The organism is Xylanibacter rarus (assembly GCF_001275135.1).
GTDB lineage: Bacteria > Bacteroidota > Bacteroidia > Bacteroidales > Bacteroidaceae > Prevotella > Prevotella rara.
Genome location: NZ_LFQU01000006.1, coordinates 37,065 through 56,184 on the forward strand (window position 1 = coordinate 37,065; position 19,120 = coordinate 56,184).

General features: G+C 49.2%; 11 protein-coding genes. 1 reads left to right on the plus strand and 10 read right to left on the minus strand.

What is annotated here, in order from left to right; translation table 11 throughout:
• Nucleotides 1-475 precede the first annotated feature (475 nt).
• Complete coding sequence (locus tag ACU52_RS04790; protein WP_021855694.1) at nucleotides 476-949, minus strand: Lrp/AsnC family transcriptional regulator; 474 nt, start codon at nucleotides 947-949, stop codon at nucleotides 476-478.
• 184 nt (nucleotides 950-1,133) lie between these two features.
• Here ACU52_RS04790 and ACU52_RS04795 point away from each other — a divergent pair, with 184 nt between their 5' ends.
• Nucleotides 1,134-2,426, plus strand: a complete 1,293-nt coding sequence (locus ACU52_RS04795; RefSeq protein ID WP_082335167.1) for an O-acetylhomoserine aminocarboxypropyltransferase/cysteine synthase family protein — start codon at nucleotides 1,134-1,136, stop codon at nucleotides 2,424-2,426.
• 306 nt (nucleotides 2,427-2,732) lie between these two features.
• Here ACU52_RS04795 and sov read toward each other — a convergent pair whose 3' ends face one another.
• The 9 genes from sov to ACU52_RS04840 form a co-directional block, all read right to left on the minus strand.
• Nucleotides 2,733-10,331: a T9SS outer membrane translocon Sov/SprA gene (gene sov, locus ACU52_RS04800; RefSeq protein WP_455570154.1), complete on the minus strand. Its 7,599-nt coding sequence runs from the start codon at nucleotides 10,329-10,331 to the stop codon at nucleotides 2,733-2,735.
• A 169-nt stretch (nucleotides 10,332-10,500) separates the two neighbouring features.
• Nucleotides 10,501-11,106: a Holliday junction branch migration protein RuvA gene (gene ruvA / locus ACU52_RS04805; RefSeq protein WP_021855697.1), complete on the minus strand. Its 606-nt coding sequence runs from the start codon at nucleotides 11,104-11,106 to the stop codon at nucleotides 10,501-10,503.
• A 170-nt stretch (nucleotides 11,107-11,276) separates the two neighbouring features.
• The gene (locus tag ACU52_RS04810) at nucleotides 11,277-12,569 is read right to left on the minus strand and encodes an ABC transporter permease (protein WP_053397952.1); all 1,293 of its coding nucleotides are present in this window, start codon (nucleotides 12,567-12,569) and stop codon (nucleotides 11,277-11,279) included.
• Nucleotides 12,570-12,587: 18 nt separating this feature from the next.
• On the minus strand, nucleotides 12,588-13,538 hold the full coding sequence (locus tag ACU52_RS04815) for an ABC transporter ATP-binding protein (RefSeq protein ID WP_021855699.1): 951 nt from the start codon (nucleotides 13,536-13,538) through the stop codon (nucleotides 12,588-12,590).
• A 464-nt stretch (nucleotides 13,539-14,002) separates the two neighbouring features.
• The gene (locus ACU52_RS04820) at nucleotides 14,003-14,362 is read right to left on the minus strand and encodes a hypothetical protein (protein WP_053397953.1); all 360 of its coding nucleotides are present in this window, start codon (nucleotides 14,360-14,362) and stop codon (nucleotides 14,003-14,005) included.
• Between the two features lie 127 nt (nucleotides 14,363-14,489).
• A complete protein-coding gene (locus ACU52_RS04825) occupies nucleotides 14,490-15,254 on the minus strand; it encodes a hypothetical protein (protein WP_147630774.1) in 765 nt (254 codons plus the stop codon).
• Nucleotides 15,255-15,292: 38 nt separating this feature from the next.
• Nucleotides 15,293-16,057 carry a hypothetical protein gene (locus tag ACU52_RS04830; protein ID WP_053397955.1) on the minus strand — a complete coding sequence of 255 codons (765 nt, stop codon included), beginning with the start codon at nucleotides 16,055-16,057 and terminating at the stop codon, nucleotides 15,293-15,295.
• A gap of 938 nt (nucleotides 16,058-16,995) precedes the next feature.
• Nucleotides 16,996-17,898, minus strand: a complete 903-nt coding sequence (locus tag ACU52_RS04835; RefSeq protein ID WP_053397997.1) for a helix-turn-helix domain-containing protein — start codon at nucleotides 17,896-17,898, stop codon at nucleotides 16,996-16,998.
• 250 nt (nucleotides 17,899-18,148) lie between these two features.
• On the minus strand, nucleotides 18,149-18,976 hold the full coding sequence (locus tag ACU52_RS04840; RefSeq protein ID WP_053397956.1) for an SDR family oxidoreductase: 828 nt from the start codon (nucleotides 18,974-18,976) through the stop codon (nucleotides 18,149-18,151).
• Nucleotides 18,977-19,120 lie beyond the last annotated feature (144 nt).

The following is a 19,120-nucleotide window of genomic DNA, read 5'->3' on the forward strand; positions in this document are numbered from 1 at the left end:
TTTATATCACAACGGCACTAAAACACACAGCCAACAGGTGTATATCATGGCTTATATTTACAATAAGCTCGAAGATTAGCACTTTATTACACAAAACGTTAGTTACGAATTGAAAGCAGAACCACCTAAACGGCTGTCCAGACAGGCAGAAAAGCACCCGACAGACACACCCGGAGAGGCACGAGCAGATAAAAACAGTAAGTAAAATATCTACATTTGCTTGTATCTATCACGAAAATCCCATAAATAGTTCTATAATCAAAAGAAAACAACAAGCATTTGGTTATAAACTAAAAGCTATCCTTTCAGGATGCAAAAGGGCATCTTTCACACTGCGAAAGGTCACCTTTTACAAGGCAAAAACATAGCAACTGAACGGCATGCGCCCCACCCTGCCGGCACGACGCACGCAAACAAAACGGCACAATAGTACTGCAAGGCGTCTGGATGCTTACAGACTGTAAGATGCAGGACGCTAAATGAGCGACAGACCATAGTCGTGCTTTATCTCGTCCATGACAAAGACGCTCTCGATAGACGACAGATAGTCGAGACGGCCGAGCACATTGAGGATGAAATCCCTGTAACTCTTCATGTCGGTAACGTTCACCTTGAGCAGATAGTCGTATCCGCCAGAGATGTTGTAGCACTCAGTAACCTGCGTCAGCGACCTGACCACGCCGGCAAACATGGCTGCCACATCGCTGTTGAGGCGCGTCAGCTTTACCTTGCAGAACACCACGAAGCCGCGGTTGAGCTTGTCGGCGTTGAGCACGGCCACATATTTCATTATATAGCCTTCGCGCTCAAGACGCTTAAGGCGCTCGAACACCGGGGTGGACGAAAGACTGACACGCGACGCCAGTTCGCGTGTTGTGAGCCGGGCGTTATCCTGCAGTGCCTGCAATATCTGTAGGTCTACCTTGTCGAGTTTGTCTGTTGCTGCCATAGAATATTTTTCTTTTTAGATGCCGAAAGCGGCATTTGCAAATATTATTTTTCTAAATACAAAGGCAAATATAGTGATATTTTCTAAATTATAGACACATATTGGCAGAATAATCCATACTTTATAACTTTGCAGGACGAAAACAACATTAAGGATAACGTATAACCCTAACAAGACAAACGACATGAGCAAGAATGACGGAAAACTGAGATTTGAGACGCTGCAGCTGCATGCCGGACAGGAACATGCCGACGCTGTCACGGGAGCAAGGGTCGTGCCCATATATCAGACGGCGGCATACGTGTTTGACAACGCTGCCGACGCCGAGGCGCGCTTCAGCCTGAAACAGCAGGGCAACATATACAGCCGGCTGACCAACCCCACGCAGGAGGCGCTCGAGACACGCATGGCAGCGCTCGAAGGCGGCATGGGCGCACTGGCAGTGGCATCGGGGGCGGCGGCCATAACGTATGCCATAATGAACCTGGCAAGGCAGGGCGACCACATCGTGGCGGAGAAAAACATATACGGGGGAACATATAATCTGCTCGCTCACACGTTGACTGACTATGGCATAAGCGTAACCTTTGTAGACATATACGACCTCGACGCCATTGAAAGCGCCATAAGAGACAACACCAAGGCTGTGATTATTGAGACGCTGGGCAACCCCAACTCTGACGTGGCGGACATAAGGGCCATAGCCGACATTGCCCACAGGCACAGTCTGCCGCTGATTGTGGACAACACTTTCGGCACACCTTATATAATAAGGCCGATAGAGCACGGCGCCGACATCGTGGTGCACTCGGCCACGAAGTTCATCGGCGGGCACGGCACTTCGTTAGGAGGAGTGATTGTAGACGGCGGAAACTTTGACTGGAATGCCGGACAAAAGTTTGAACAGCTTACGCGTCCCGATACCGGATATCACGGACTGGTGTTCACCGAGGCAGTCGGACGGGCGGCATACATAACACGCATAAGGGCAACGCTGCTGCGCGACACGGGGGCAGCCATAAGTCCATTTAACGCCTTCATGCTGCTGCAGGGTCTGGAGACGCTGTCGCTGCGCGTTGAAAGGCACATCGAGAACACGCTGAAGATAGTAAATTTCCTCGACGTCCACAGCAAGGTTGTAAGCGTGAGCCACCCCTCGCTGCCGTCGCACAAGGGGCATGACATCTACAAAAAATACTACGACAGGGGCGCAGGCTCTATCTTCACGTTCAACATCAAGGGCGGCAGGCAGGAGGCTTTCAGGTTTATAGACAGCCTCAAGATATTCTCTCTGCTGGCAAACGTGGCCGACGCAAAGTCGCTCGTGATACATCCTGCCAGCACAACTCACTCTCAGCTCACGCCCGAAGAGCAGATGAGCCAGGGCATTGGGCCTGACACGATACGCCTGTCGGTAGGCATAGAGAATGCCGACGACCTTATAGACGACCTGAGTCAGGCTCTCGACAACATCTAACCCAAATCCGTCATTAGGCCGCACATAGCTTTATCAATTTTGTGTGTTCATGCTTTCAGCCTGCCTTTTTGTTTCTATTGGCGTCTTTTTGTTCGCTTTTTCTTGACATAGCCCGCTATGCCTGCAAAAGATCCAACAAAAAGCTGTTCAATATAAAGCAAAAATACAGACCTAATCATAATAACGGATTGGGGGTTAACTTTAACAGGCTGTACATAAAAACGCCAAGGCGCACATATCCCGAGGGGCCATGCCGCATGGCATAGGCTTTGTTCCGTAGGGATGTGTGCGCCTTGACGTATGTCTTTATCGCGTAAGCGAGAACTTCAGACTCAGGCCAAAGTCCTGAGTGGTGGTAGGATAGCTGCTGCTCGAAAGCAACGGCGTGTTGGTCTGGCGGTCGTAATAGAAGCTCATTGTGAGCAGGCGCGACAGCGTGTAGTCAGCCGAGAACGACAGCTTGAACGCCGAGTTGCCGCTGCTGGCAGAGCTTGTCATCGAGGCTATGTCGCGGCAGATGGACGCCTGCTTGCGGTAAGACAGGTCGAGACGCAAGTTGAGGTCGGTGTTGAATCCGGTGCTGCGCGAGCTGTTCGACGTTGAATTGTTGTTGTTTTCGTCGTTGCTGCGGCTGCTCTTCACCTTGCGACGGCGGCGTCCGCCAAACAGTTTGAAGTTGTTTATCTTGTAACCCATGCCCACAACCCAGTCGTGACTGGTGGCCTCGTTGATCTGTATACTTGTCATACTGAGGCTGAGCACTCTCGTTGTGCGGTACTCCAGCTTGCAGGTAAGGTTGTTGTTGAAGGTCATGTCTATTCCGAGCAGCGGCGAGAAGGCCTCGTTGATGCTCACGGTGCTGATGTTATACATGCTGCTCGGCACGGGGTTGCCGGTTGACACGTCGCTGACGAAGCCCAGACCGTTCATATATTCCATAAACGTGCTGTAAGAGCTGTATGAGCCGATGGCATAGATGCTCTTGTAGGCATGGTTGATGTTGAAGCTCTTGAACACGTCGCGGAACCACGGCAACTGTGACAGTCCGCTATATTTCACCGTCCAGTTAGGCAGCAGGCGCGACAGTGCGGGGAATATGTTCAGCGAGTTGCCGCCCATGCTCGTATAGGCCGAAAGGAAAGCCGGTATCATTACGTCGGCGCTGTACTTGCTGACTGATCCGTTGGCAGGGTCGAACTTCTGTCCGGCAAGCGAGCTTCCGGCTGGATATTCGGCATTGGTGTACTGTGCCTCGACACGGCTTCGGAACGACTCTAGCGAGTTGCAGAACTTCTCGAATGTAGCCGAATGATAGCCGTTTGTGGCGTCGCCCATTCCCTCAAAAGCGCTGCCAAGACTTATCGTGGTCATGGTGAGCGTTCCGCTCTGTGTGGTCGGCGAGCCGGAGTACATATATTGTATGCTCTTCGACTTGGTTTCGGTGCGGCTTGCGTTGAGGTCTATCTTCAGGTTCTTCACCGGTTCGAGTGTCATTCTGAGCTGCAGGTCTTCAGTCAGACTTGTCGTGGCAGGCGTGGCCACGCTGTCGTTCATGAGCAGCCAGCCGCGCTCGGCACTCTTCTCGATGTAGCTGTCGTCAACAAAGCCGAACGCAAAGTCGAGACCCGGAGCCATTGTTCCGCCGCTGCGCTGACCGAACACGTCGCCAACGTTGGGCATGAAGCCCGGCAGATACATGCTGTACTGATTGCGGTAAGAGAAGCTAACGTTGCGCACGAGCATCAGTCCGCGTGCCACACACTGGGCTGTCTTATACCAGACGTTCTCGTCCAGCGGAGCCTTCGGTGTAACGGTGAGCTTCAGCGTCGTCGTGCTGTCAACCTTCGACGTTATCTTTATGCGGTTGTTGTCTACAGCCTTATACTTCAGCCTGAAGGCCTTGCCGTCCTTTGTCTTGGCCGTCACCATGAGTCTCTTGCTGTTCTTGCCGTGAGACACTATCAGCGTGGTGTCAGGATTAAGCACAATCTCCTTTTCAAAGCTGCGCTTGTTCTTCGGCAGCAAGCTTTTTTCCTTGTCGGCGTCCTTTCCGTCCTTACCGCCGTTTCTGCCATTCTTGTCGTCGGCCTTCGACGTCTTGTTGTTGGCCGAGTTCTTTGCCTGCTTCAGCTGGTTGCGTCTCTTCAGCTGAGACGTGCGCGACGTTCTCGAACTCTTGTTGAATCTGTCGTTGGCCTTCTTCAGGAACGGCACATGGTTGTAAAGCCTTTCAAGATTGAACGTTCCGTTAAGGTTGAACGTGCGGTTTGTAGATATCTCGTTACCCAGCGACGTTCCGTCCTCAAGGTCGGTTCCGCGGGTCCAGCTGTAAGTTGCATTATAGTTGGCATCAGAGTTGATCCAGTCGAATATCGGAATAAGATTCAGCGGCAACTGATACGACATGTTGAACGTCTGGTTATAGTCAAGCGGGCGTCCAAAGTCCTTTATACTTGTCCACACAGAGTCTTTCCATGCCGCATACTGGTCGGGATAGAGGTCTTTGTTTATCGGAGTATAAGGCTCTTCTATCTCGGCATGTGTGGCACTGTTGAAGTTCATGTGGAGATTCTTGGTCAAGTCCCAGCGTATCGAGAACTCACGGTTCCACAAGAACTGCTCACTGAAGGTCAGCGGCAGCTGATTGCCGTCGGTGCTTTCCATGTCGCGCTCCTGAAGTTCATAATAGTTGCGCAGCATTTCCGTGTCGAACGTTATGTTCTGCGGCAGCCAGTTAAGACCAAAGTTCTTCACGATGTCATACCACTTGCTCTTGCTCTTTATCATCTTCTTGAACGGCTCGAAGGTCTTGTAGACAGGAGTGTAGCTGTAGTTGATGGCTCCGCGCCAGTTGTCTTCGTTCTCATAGACGGTTGTCTCGCCGCTCGTGTGGCGGTGGCTGTGGCTGTAAGAGAACGAGAAGTTAGCCGGGTCGTACGGCATGGGGTGACGCTTGGTCTGTATTCCGACACGCACATTCGACAATGAGAAGTTGGTGTTTGTGGTCTTCGTCACGGCAATGCTCTCTATAGAGTCGCGCTCATGCTCGTTGGCAGTTGCCTCGAGAGCATCTTCAAGGAGCATATCCGTATCAAGCGGATTATACTTCGGACGTGTTTCTTCCTGCGTTATAGAGTAATAAAGCGGAGCCGTAACCTTGGCCTTGTCGGGGAAGAACTTGCCCAGCTCGACGTTTGCCGTGAAGCTGTAAGTCTTATAGTCGTCCTGCGAACGCTCGGCTACGCCGTCTTCAAGTCCGCCGAATCCGTCGGTAACTATTTTTCCTGTAGCGTTTATAGTTCCAACATCCGACAACTGAACATTGAGCGCTCCCTGTGCTGCCCATCCGCCTTCGTTGTTATATTCCTTCAGACGGAGCTCGTTGACCCACACCTCTCCTGACTTCATCTCGCCCGAAAGGTTGCGCACACCTATCATCATGACCTTAACCTCGCCAAGGGTAGGATTACCCATGATGCTCACCTTGTTGTTAGGCTTGTCTTCATCATAGGCCGAATACACGGTGTTGTATGATGCAAGTCCGAGTCCGCGTGCCTTGTTGCGTTCTTTCTTCAGTGATGTGAACACGCTCAGCGGTATGTCGAGCATATTCTCCTCCGGCCATACGAGCTTACAGTCAGCCAGGCTATATCTGTTGTATTCACCCGGAGCAGTAAGTTTCAGGGGTATCTCATACTCGTAGTAGTTGTTCTTATAGTCGCTTCCAAGACGGACAAACACGGCAAGCTGATTGTCTGTCAGATTGGTTGTATTCTGCTCAAAGGCATTGGCATGCACAAACATCTGCAGGCGCTTATACTGGCGTATGTCGAGCGTGGTGTTCTTGTATACGGCCTTCGACTCATTTGTCGACATGTTCTCTATCACTATGTTGAGAGCCTGTTCGTTGTCTTCAGTAAGCTGCGGCTGTGTGGGGTCTTGTCCGCGCTGTATGCCCGGAGGCAGCACATAGTTGACAGGCGTCTTGTCGCTGTTTTCCTCAATGCTCACCGCACTTACCGACATGCTTCCGGTTTCATTTGCTCCGGTGTTGAGCGACTGGTCGTAGACGCGCCATTCACCTCTTACAAGGTCGAACGTGGCGAAACGCAGCACGATAGGCTTCTGGAAGTTTGTAAGGAACATACGCATGAAGCGCACTGATGTGAAATCGTTTATCGAGCCTACACGCTCCTCATACTCGCTCAGAGGTATTCTGAACTGATACCATGTGGCATGTCCTGGCTTGCCGTTACGCAGCGTGGGCGATGTCTCGCGCTTGTCGACAATGAAGTTTCGTCCCACCACGAGGTCTTCGGGGCGGATGCTTATCTTGTACTGATAATACTTTTCATATTCGTTCAGCGTGTAGTCCTGGTTGATATCCTCAACGTCAGGCGTCGTCTTGTAAGACGTGTCATAGCTTTCTGTACGGCTGTCGCTGTCAGGCGAGTTGCCCTGAGGATTGTTTATCCTCTTATATCTCTGCAGGATAGACGCCTCTATCTGGTCGAAGTCTGATCCGCGGAAGTAATGGTAGTCGTCGTTGGCGGGGTCGTTCATAATAGAGTCGAGCTGTGCCGCTGACACCTTACCCTGAATGGCTGTGAGGAACTCCTGATATGGTCCGAACTCTCTTTCCTCTGCGTCGGTAAGTCCGTTGTAACCTACATCCTGCAAGGCTCTTGAACCGGTTGTGGTTGCAAAGGCGTAAGTAACGGTGGCCTGCGTAGGTATCTTACCCCACTGTGTGGTGGTGTAGCTGCCTGAACCGTCGACAGACATGCCGCTCTCATAAAATTTCTTACCGTCGCGCAAGATGTCTTCGCTCACTTCTCCGAGGTTGATGTAGAAGTCGCCGCCATATTGGTTGGCATCGCTCTGTTCATTAGAATAGATGAACGGGTCGAGCAGCCAGAACTCGATATACTCAATGTTGGCAGTCTCAAAGTCGCTTGTGTCGAGCTTACGCATCATACCGCCCCAGTGCTGCGTAGGATTCTGCAGCGTTCCGTCATAGTTGAGGTTTGGATTAAAGTTGTAAGGACCGCGCTCAGAAGGATAATATGCGAGGTTGAGTATAGGCAAGGTGGCTGTTGCGCCGCTGTAGCTGTTGTTGTCGCGGTTAGGGAAAAGTTCCTTTACATACACCTCACGCACGTAATAGTTGCTTAGCTGCTCAAGGTCGCCCTTGATGTGAGCCGGAGTGAGCGATGAACTGCGGCGCGTGAACAGCGGGTCGATGTTATACCATGCCAGCAGCGCACGGTTGTATCCGCTGGAAAGCGTCGTCTTGTCCGACTGCTCAGGGAACATGGAAGGCACGCTCGAAAGCACCCACGATGTAGGCGATGAGACGTCAATAGTGTTTTTGGTGTTCTCAAAGTCGTCGATATACGACGCATTGTCCTGCACTCCGCTTGCCTGACCTGCTATGAGCTGAGCAAACTCTCCGGTGAATGATATCACAGAGGGCTGCGTACAGTGAAGGAAAGGCAGCTTGTCGAGCATATTCGTCAGCCACTGGCTCTCTTTCTTCCAGTTGATGTTGAAGCCCCATAGGGTGTTGTTCAAAGGTTCAGAACCCATCGTAACCTTCGTGGTGAGCGCCTGTTCCGACAAGTGCTGTATCGTACCGCTTATCTGGAAGTCCTTCGAGAAGTCGTATTGCCAGTTGAGTCCGAGCATGGTCTTGCGCTCCTGGGCATAGTCGGTGTTGCTCTCGAGCGACACATTAATGGCCGTGCCGGCGTCAATGATGCTCTGATTAAGGATTGTCACCTCGCCTGACGAATAGTCAACGGTATAGTCAGAACCTTCGGTAAGCGTAACACCTCCGGCCGTAACAACTACGGATCCCTGCGGCACATTGTATGCACCGAGCGATATTACGTTGGCAAGTGTTCCGCGGAACTGTCCTACAAGCTGATACTTGTCTTTCTCGGCTATCTGCTTTGCCACAGTCTTTGTTGAGTCGTAAAGCTCTGTAAAGCTATATTTTGCAGCCACATCCGGAGCCACGCCCTTGGCTGTAAGAGCCTTATACATATAGTCGCCGAACGGCTCTGCCTCAGGGAAGAACACGCGTCCGTTGCTTATGGTATAGCCTTCAACATAGTCGAAATATCCGTTGCTGTTTGCCTTGTTGTTATTGTCGAGTCGGTCGGCACCGAGAAGCTTTATGATGGTCTGGTCCTTCACCTGCTGTTCGGGGATATAAGACAGGTAGACGCCCGTGGTGTCGCTCTGGAACTTGACGTCAAGACGGAACTTGTCTTTCTCAACAGACGAAGCAAGATAATAAACGTTCTTCATCATCAGGTCCCAGTTGCCCTGCTGCGGGTTGTTGCTCGTGTTCTTGAGTGATTTTACGAACAAGGCCTGGTTGACGTCCTGTATGTCGGAAGCAAACTCTCCCACCTGATATGTAACGCCGCCATAAGTATATTCGTAAGCAATGGCCAGCACCTGGTCGGTCTGCAGCGTCGACTTCAGCGAGATGTATCCCAGCGATGTGTTGACGGTATATTCAGAACTGTTAAGCAGGCGTGCACTCTCCAGTTTCTCATAGTCAACACCACCCACGAAGCCCGGAATAGCATCGAGTACGGAAGAGGTCTGGTTAATATCACGTGCAGCAGCATAGCTGTTCACCATTGTCGAATATTCGCTGTTGGCATTGTTTCCCGGCACATTCTGCCCTGTCAGTCCCCACATGGAGTTGCTCACCTTGGTGTTCTCTCCAAGGTCGGTCAGAGCCACGATGTTGCGCGAGTTTGATGTCGTACCCGTCTTGTTGGTCACCCATATCTCCACGCGGTTGATGGTTATACCTGTGGTTATGTTAGGCAACTTCTGCATGGCTGCGTCATACTTGTCGCGGAAATATTGCGAAAGGAAGAAGTGGCGGTTTTCCTCATAGTCGGCAGCATCGATCTCGAACGGCGTAAGCTGCACACCACCCTGCGACGACACGCTCTTTGACGACGACTTCTTCTGTGAAATTACGGTCTGCAGCGACAGCTTGCCAAACTGCAGGTCGGTTCTGATACCAAAGAGCGAGGTGGCTCCATTGACGAGCGACGAGTTGCTCGGGAACGACACGTTACCGCCCTCAACCAGCTTTATTATCTCGTCTTCCTTGCCTTCATATTTCAGCTTCATGTTCTGCGAGTCGAAGTCGAAGGTAGCGTCGGTGTTGTAGTTGAGGTTCATGTTCACCTTGTCGCCCACCTTACCGTTCACGCTCAGGTTTATCTTCTCGTCGAAGTCCATCGTCGTGGTCTTACGGTTTCTGATAGGCAGCGAAGGGTTGTCTATGTTCTTGAGCGTGGCTCCAAACTTCAGTTCGGCCGTACCCTGCGTCTTTATCCTCACGCCGCCGGGACCGAATATCTTTTCAGCCGGTCCGAGGTCGAAGTGCATGTCGGTGAACGAGAATTTCTCCTTGCCCTGCTCCTTTACTATCTCGTCATTCTTTGAACGGAAGAAGCGGTCGAACTCCTTTTTCTCGCTCCACGCGCGATACTCCTCAGGCGTCATGGCTATCGGTGCCGAAAGATATCCCTCGCCCATCTTTGAACCTATGTAGTAGCGGTTGAGCGTGTCGTTATAGACAACCTCCTGCGAAATGTTTCCGGGCATAGACAGGTCGGCCATGCCGCGGTCGAGATCGTCCTGAGTGATCGGCACAATGCGCTGTATCTTCCAGCGCGGATGCAGCAGCGAGTCGGGTATAGAGTCGTCCTCTATTATCACTTCGGGCATGGCCACTGCCGTGCGCTTGGCCGTATCGGCCTGAGCCACATTGCCGCGCGCACTCTGCTGGCGGTTGTTCTGCCGTGTGCGGTCGTCCTGAGTGTAGGGCAAAGCCAATCCGTAGCTGGCCGCACTCACGGCAAGCATTATCAGCAAAAGCCCATAAATCACCCTTTTTATACGCATATCAAAGTTAATGATGAAGAATGGCCGGCAATCAGAAAGGCCGGTTCGGCCACACGTGCCAACAATACAAAACCATTCTTCGCTTTTTGAGTTATTCTTAAATTATCCGTTTATCGCTATATCCAGCACTTTACTTTATCTGCTTCAAGGCCAGCTTAACCACCTGCTCAACCGGCAGTTCGGGCTGCTCCTTCAATATTGCCACGACAACCTTGGCCGACGGTGCAGGTGCAAAGCCGAGCATTGTGAGCGCGCCTACAGCCTCGTCCTTCACTTCCTTGTTAACCATGTCAGCCTGCTGTGCTGTCTCCTGCGGCACTTCGCCCGTTATGCCCAGAGATGCTATCTTGTCTTTCAGGTCTACTATTATGCGCTGTGCCGTACGCAGACCTATTCCTTTCACGGTTTTGAGCACGCGCTCGTTGCCCGACGATATGACGCCGCACAGTTCTGCCGGCGAAAGCTCGGAGAGAATCATTCGGGCCGTGTTGGCTCCTACGCCCGACACAGATATGAGCAGCAGGAACATGTCGCGCTCCTCGCGTGCGGCAAAGCCGAAAAGCACATACGCGTCTTCGCGTATGCTCTCATATACGTGCAACTTTACTTCCTTCTTGCCTTGAATGGCAGTATATGTGTTTAGCGAAATGTTCAGTCCATAGCCCACGCCGCCCGTGTCTATCACGGCATAAGCCGGGCTAAGTTCTGCCAGTTCGCCTCTTACGTATTCTATCATTATCTTGTCTGTATTGCTTTTTTACCTTATTTATAACGAGCATATTTATCTTTTATTGCATGACGCCGGGCTATTTAACCAAAAATGTCGCCGGGCACATGCTGCCTGACGACATTTTGTCTATATCTGATTATGCTTTTCTGCGCATCGGTATGTGCTTACCGTGGCGCTTATTTGTATCTCATCCACTTTATCATCTCGCCTATCGACGGCTTCTTGCCGTACATAAGTATGCCTACTCTGTAAATCTTGCCTGCCATCCATATCAGGGCCAGGGCCGACGCGTAGAGCACAACGAGCGAAAGTACTATATGCCATACAGGAGCACCGAGCGGCAGTCTTACCATTGACACTATAGGCGAGGTGAACGGTATGAACGAACACCACACGGCCAGAGGTCCGTCAGGATTGTCGGCGCTGTACATTGCGGCATAAAGGGCAAAGACAAGCACTATGACGATGGGCGTCATAAACTGCTGCGAGTCTTCCGACTGGTTGACCGAAGCACCTACGGCGGCGAATATAGAGGCGTAAAGCAGATAGCCGCCTATGAAGTTGAGAACGAACACCAGGCCGAGCATGGGCAGGTTAAGTCCGGCTAAGGCCGACATGAAGGCGGCCATATCGTCTGAAGCCATGTCGGGAGTGGCAGCCATGCTTGTGGCCATCATGTCGGGATTAGACAGGCCGAAGCCTACTCCTGCAACGCTCATTATCACGGTTATCATTATTCCCCAGATGGCAAGCTGCAGTATGCCCACAAGGCCGATGCCAATAATCTTGCCTATCATGAGCTGGAACGGGCGCACCGACGACACCATAAGCTCCACTATGCGGTTGGTCTTTTCTTCCATTACGCTCTGCATCACCATTCCGCCGTAAGACATCACAAACATATATATGAGGAACGTGAGCACCATGCCTGCCAGCATTGCCAGTTCGGCGCTCGACTCCTGCTCTGAGCCGTCGTCGGTCCATTTAACGGTTCTTATGTCGTAGCTCTTGTCGAAGTCGTCCATTATCTGCTTGAGCTGCGGGATGTTGTATTTCACGAGTTTGTCGTGGCGTATCTGCTCGTCGAGCGTGTTGTTCACAATGCGCGAGAGACCCTGCGGCACTTCCTTGCGCGAGTAGATTGTGGCTGCCTCGGGATGCTCCAGCAGGTCGGCCTTTATCTCTATCACGGCGGCAAAGGCGGTGGTGTCCGACTTAAACTCGCCCAACATCATGGGCGTGGGCACAAAGCGGTACGACTCGTCGTCCTTGAACAGTTTGGCATATTTGCCGGTATGGTCTATCACTGCCACCTGTTTCTGCTCGCCGCTCTTTATCGTCGACAGCATCAGGGGCACAAATATCAGTGCCGCAAAGACAAAGGGCATGAGTATGGTGAGCAGGATGAATGATTTTTTGCTCACGCGGTTGATAAACTCGCGCTGTATTATTATTAGTGTCTTGTTCATGATTTGCTCTAAGTTTATTTATTGTTTGCTATCTTCTCCGGCCTTTTCTTCCGTCGCGCCGTCGCCTCCCACGGTCCTGATGAATATCTCGTTCATAGAGGGCAGACATTCGGCAAACGATGTTATCTCGTTGTTTGCCGACACTGCGCCCAGCAGCTGCGCGTTGCTCATATCGGCCTTCTTGCGCAGGGTATATATCGTCTCGCCGCCCTTGTTCTCTGTCTCTGTCACCTCAATGCCTTCCACGGGCACAAGCTGCTTGCCAGCAGCCAGTCCGAGGCGGTAAGTGTCTGTCTTGAAACGTGAGCGCACCTCGTTGACATCGCCCTGCAGCACCACTTCCGAATGGTTTATCAGGGCTATGTTGTCGCATATCTCCTCCACCGACGACATATTGTGCGTAGAGAATATTATGGTGTGGCCTTCGTTTTTAAGTTCAAGTATCTCGCGCTTCAGCAGTTCTGCGTTCAGAGGGTCGAAACCCGAAAACGGCTCGTCGAATATCAGCAGCTGCGGCCTGTGCAGCACGGTTATAACAAACTGCACTTTCTGCTGCATGCCCTTCGACAGCTCTTCGAGCTTTTTGCCCCACCACGGCATTATGCCAAACTTATCAAACCATTGTCTAAGTCTTTTTTCTGCCTCTGCCTTATCCAGTCCTTTCAGCCGTGCCAGATAAATGGCCTGCTCGCCCACGCGCATCTTCTTGTACAGTCCGCGTTCCTCAGGCAGATAGCCGATGTTGCAGATGTCGTCTACCGACAGCGGATGTCCGTTGAAGGTAACGCTGCCTGAGTCGGGCACGGTTATGCGGTTGATTATTCTTATCAGGGTTGTCTTTCCGGCGCCGTTCGGTCCAAGCAGTCCGAACACCTTGCCTTCGGGCACTTTTATACTTACTCCGTTGAGTGCAGTATGGTTAGCGTAGCGCTTCACTACGTCGTGCGTCTCGAGGAATATTTTGTCCATGTTATTTAAAAGTATGATATGTTATTGTGCCACAAAGTTAAGGTTTATTCGTCAACAAGCAAAAAAATCTGCAATCTTTATTAAGTTAAAAGTGAAAAGAGAAAAGTGAAAAATCCAAATGCAAGTAAGTAGATAATACCCACAAGACATTTGACTTTAACTACGGAACGTTAGAAAACAACAAGACTAATGTTCTGTCGGATATGACATCCGACAGCAATAAATATCAGAACCAACGGTCAGCGAAGCTAATTTGTGATCCGAAATTCATACCTAAGATAAAAATAGGAAGCAAGCGGATTGATAAATCCTTATACTCTATTCCGGCAGATTACAAATCAGCCGGCACATTAGCTTTGTTGGTTCATATCGGTTGCACAGGCAGTTAAGTGAAAAATGAAAAGTGAAATAACAATAATCCACAAGAGTATCGAATTCTTCACTCTTCGTTCTTCACTCTTCACTTAAAACGCTATTAGCGTTAACACAGAGTCGACTACAGACGCAATGGCGTCGCCGATGGTGAACTTGGCATGAAAGAATATTCTTACACACAGGTATGCGAGAAAAATCGTAACCAATATAAACAACGCGGCAGCAAGCAGCGTAGCCCATGAAGGATACAGCGCCACAGCCAGCGTGGCACCACTGATAAGCATATATTCTATGCCTGAAACAATACGTATTCCGCGCAGGTCTGACTTGCTTAATGTTCCCGGGTACATTCTTTTAAGTCCTGGTATCAGCATGTCTGCCTTACCCGACATCACCACAGGCGCAACAATAAAGATGATGCAAGCAACGATGAACAAAGATATTTTCATAGGCTCGGTTTATATATTATCGCCACAAATTTAACTTGTTTACATCAAAAGAACCGCAAAAAAGCTTTTAAATTTTCATAATAATACTGTCAGTCCATCTAAAACTCTCACAATATGATGCCTACCGTTATTTCTGCAGTAATGGCTCCAACTTAATGTATAACGAGACCTCCCAAACCTTATCAGGAATTGACAAATCTTTCGAAATATTTCTGTCGAGCATTGCCTCTTTTGGAATAGTCAATATTTCTTCCCAACATGATATGCGTTTCACCCTACGATTATACTTTTTCAACATTATGCTCAGGTCTTCTGCCAAAGGAGTCTTCGCAAGTTCTTTTTCAATATCCGAATGCCAATAATAGCCATGCTCGTTAAGCTTACAATTTGCATTCAGCAGATTGGTTGTCATTACGGCTATATCGCCAAATGTAGACAAAAATCCAGACATCGCATCCATTGTTGTTAAATCGTAGACCTTGGATGCTGCGTCTAAACATAGCTCTATTTCATGGATTGTTTCTTTATATGTGGGACTATAAAAATCATAAGAAATAGGAGATGCATATCCCACTGCCGCAGTGTCATTTTTACTGATATTTTTTCCAGTAAAACAAATTTTTGGACCAACCAAATTATAAAACTCAACATTTTTCACTTTACCATCTCTTGTCGTTATTATACACGAAAGCGCAGAAGTATCTTTTTTTGTTGTCACATAATATTCTGTGTCCTTCCATTCATCAGATGAATCAACAAACTCTGCACGTACTATCGTGTCCGGCTGTGTATTGCCTTTAGGCATACTGCAACTTTGACCAGTTAAGGTAAAGCTTGCAGATGCGGCAAGAAACACTGCCGGCAACAAAATCTTTTTTAATCTATCTTCCATATTTCCACAATTATTCTTTCACGATATGATGCCTACCGTTATTTCTGCTGCAACGGCTCCAACTTAATATATAACGAGACCTCCCAAACCTTATCAGGAATTGACAAATCTTTCGAAATATTGTTGTCGAGCATTGCCTCTTTTGGAACAGACACGAGTCCTTCCTGACATGATATGCGTTTCACCCTACGATTATACTTTTTCAACATTATGCTCAGGTCTTCTGCCAAAGGAGTCTTAGCAAGCTCTTTCGTCATATCCGAATGCCAATAATAGCCATGCTCGTTAAGCTTACAATTTGCATTCAGCAGATTGGTTGTCATTACGGCTATATCGCCAAATGTAGACAAAGATCCAGACATCGCATCCATTGTTGTTAAATCGTAAACCTTGGATGCTGCGTCTAAGCATAGCTCTATTTCATGGATCAGTTCTTTATACTCAGGTATATGATACTCATGATTTCTAGAATCTGATATCCTAAAAGCCGTAGTGTCATTACTGCTACCATTTATATATTGAAAATATTTTTGGGTAGGGAACATACGAAATTCTATCCATCCCACTTTATTTTCTCTCGTTGCTACGATAAGCGAAAACGCAGAGGTGTCATTTTTTGTTACTACAAAGAATTCTGTTTCCTTACGCTCTTCATTTTTAGGACCTACAATTTCCGAACACACTATCGTGTCAGGCTGTGTATTGCCTTTAGGCATACTACAACTTTGACCGGCTAATATAAAGCTTGCAGATGCGGCAAGAAACACTATCGGCAAAAAAAATTTCTTAATTCCTATTTTCATCTTTACACAACAAGGTTTTTATTGTTTTAGATTTAAGTTACAAAGTGTACAGCCCCATAATTCTTTATCACAAAAGACATCAACATGCCTAATTACACTTTAATCATCGCCACAAATTTAATAAAATTAAGACAAATGAACAATTAAGAGACTCACTTTTTCATTTAACATCAGAAGTTTTATAGACTGAAATTAGCTTTACTGACCATCGGCTATTTTATTATATTTTGCTGCGTTCAACAATTAGTATAAATCTGCCGCAATATTAGTTTTGTTGTTTCTTTACGCAACAAATGAAAACAATCAGCCCGGAGTGCTAAGAGTTAGCCTTAATCAGCTGCAACGCATTTGAATTCTTCACTCTTCGTTCTTCACTCTTCACTTAAACTCAAATTTCCTCTTTTTGCTTACACTCTGATTTTCCTTGACGCTCTCAGACGGCGATATTTGAAAAATAAAATCTGTCGGGCGTAAAAACGGGCCGTTTTCGTGTGCAATTATAATTAGCTGACTGAATGTGTGTTATCATGAATCGCAGCTGTTATGTGCAACAAATTCAGACCTAACACGGCATAAAATCAGGGCTTTTTGCCTTGAAAAGCGGGCTGTTTTTGATGCGAAAACGGGCCACTTTCGGATAAAAAGTGGCCGAGTAATTTTTCAAAAGCATACCTTTTGCGATTTATTGTAAATATGCTTTACCATAAGAACCGTATTGGAGGCTCTCTAAATTCTATTTCGGCAGAAAATCCTGACAAAAACAGAATGACACTTTGCATAGTATTTACTAAAAACAGCTTACGGCATGACATATTTTTTTAAATCAAACAATAGTTTACTCAAATCAAACAATTATGATTCTGCACGCATTATCCGTGCCCCGCCATGACGTCTGCCTGTATCCGCGTAAACTGTTTTCACAAAAAAAAGCAGCGGCATCAGCCCGCTACTTCTCTGAGCTCGGTAGGCGAACTGCCCGTCCGCTTCTTTATAAAGTTGCTGAACGAAGACAGCTCCTCGAAGCCGAGGCTGTATGCTATCTCGCTGATGCTGAGCCTGCTGTGCTGCAACAGCTGCACTCCCTCCTGCGCAATGCGCGAGTTGATCAGGTCGGACGTGGTGCGCCCTGTCGTGGCCTTCACCACCCGGTTAAGATGGTTGACATGTATAGACAGGCGGTCGGCAAAGTCGGTGGCCGACTTCAGCCGCAATATTTTCTTCGGCCATTCTATCGGAAACTGGCGGTCGAGCAGTGCCAAGAACAGCTCGGCTATGCGCTGGGCGGCATTCTTGTGGGGAACATAAGTGCTGGTGGGTGCTGCCTTCATTGCCTCATGCACCATGAGATGGACATAGCACCGCAGGATGTCGAGCTTCTGCGAATAGTCGGTCTGCAGCTCACGGCGCATCTTATCGAATATCTCGGTTACGCTTTTCAGCACATCGTCATTCAAGAAATAGATGCGTTCTTTCGACAGGTTGAAGAGCGGCGTATCGGCCAGTGTGCCCATTTTCTCGCTTGCCTCTATAAATGCCTCGTTGAATATACAGAAGCATCCTCTGCCCTTAGCGTTGCCCATGGCTTCCCAGGCATAGGGTATCATAGGATTAGAGAACATCAGGGCCGGACGGTCTATCATAATCCACTTGTCGGCATAATAGAGCTTGCCCGTCTCAAGCACAAGCGCCACCTTATAGAAATCACGATAGCTGAACGACACATGCCCTATGCGGCACGCGCTATCCTGCACGGTGAAATACGGCTTGTCCTTGATGTATGCCTCGGCGGCAAGGTCGCTGCGCCCGATGCGCTCATAAAATTCAGCAAGATTCTCTATCATAACTTCATTCTGTTTTCGTTCACTGATTACAAAGATAAGCCTTAAAGCTGACATAAACAAGCTATAATGACAATAATGCAACTTCAGGCTGTATGCCAAATGCCCCGGTCATACAGTCTGAAGTCTACATTCTGTCAAGATGTCTTCAGCATCGGCAGGCCTTACTTGCCCGAAGCCTTATTCGGCTTGCGGCATAAAGCGGCCGTCCTTTTGTCTGCCGACACTTGCGCTGCCATATCAGACAAAGGCATCAAGGGCGAAGCGGACCATAGAAATAAGACGCTGTGGCTCCGCCGTCTACAAGAAAGTCGGAACCGGTGATGAAGGCTCCGCGGTCGCTCATCAGCAGTTCGGCAACATTAGCCACCTCGTCTGCCGTGCCGGGACGGCCTGCCGGGCATTTGGCAAACATATTCTTGTAGAAGTCGCCACGCGGACCGTTAAACTCGTCAATGGCAAGCGGCGTGACTATAATGCCCGGCGAAATGGAGTTGATGCGCGCACCGCGCCTGCCCCAGCGGACCGACTCGTACATGACGCGCTTCACGTTGCAACGCTTTGCCAGCTGATAGGCGTGCAGAGTGTCGCGTATATTGGCCGGCTGAAGCACATCCAGTTTCAGAAGGTCTTCTGTGGGCGTCATGGCGAGCTGCTCGTCTATCTCTGCTCCAAGGGCAGGCATGCGGTGGCCCGACTGGCTCGATATGGTTACGCCGACGCCGCCTTCGGCTATCACCTTGCCGACCTCTTCAAGAAGAACCGCCGTTCCGTAGAGATCTACGTGCAAAATGGTCTCAACCGACGCCTGACTGGGCGACACGCCGGCGGCATTTACAAGCATGCGTATGTCGCCGTATCGTCTTGCCTCGTCTATCATCGACAGGACCGACTCGCGCGACGAGAGATCCATAACCACAGGTACGGCGTCGAATCCGGCCTTGTTCATAATGTCGGCTATTGCATCTGCGTTATCCTTGAGCTTGTCGCCTATAACAATCTTCATACCGTAGCCCATCCTACGGGCAATGGCCATGCCTATCTGACCGGCACCGGTCAATATCATTACATTATTTTTCATCGTCTGCTTATTCTCTTTTTAATTGTCCTATACTTTTTCATGTTATTTAGGATGCACATGGTTTTAATACTGCAAACAGCCGGACGTTTTCAGCCGTCTTATTGTTTTTCTGTTGTCGTATTGCCAAATCCGGATAATCGGTTT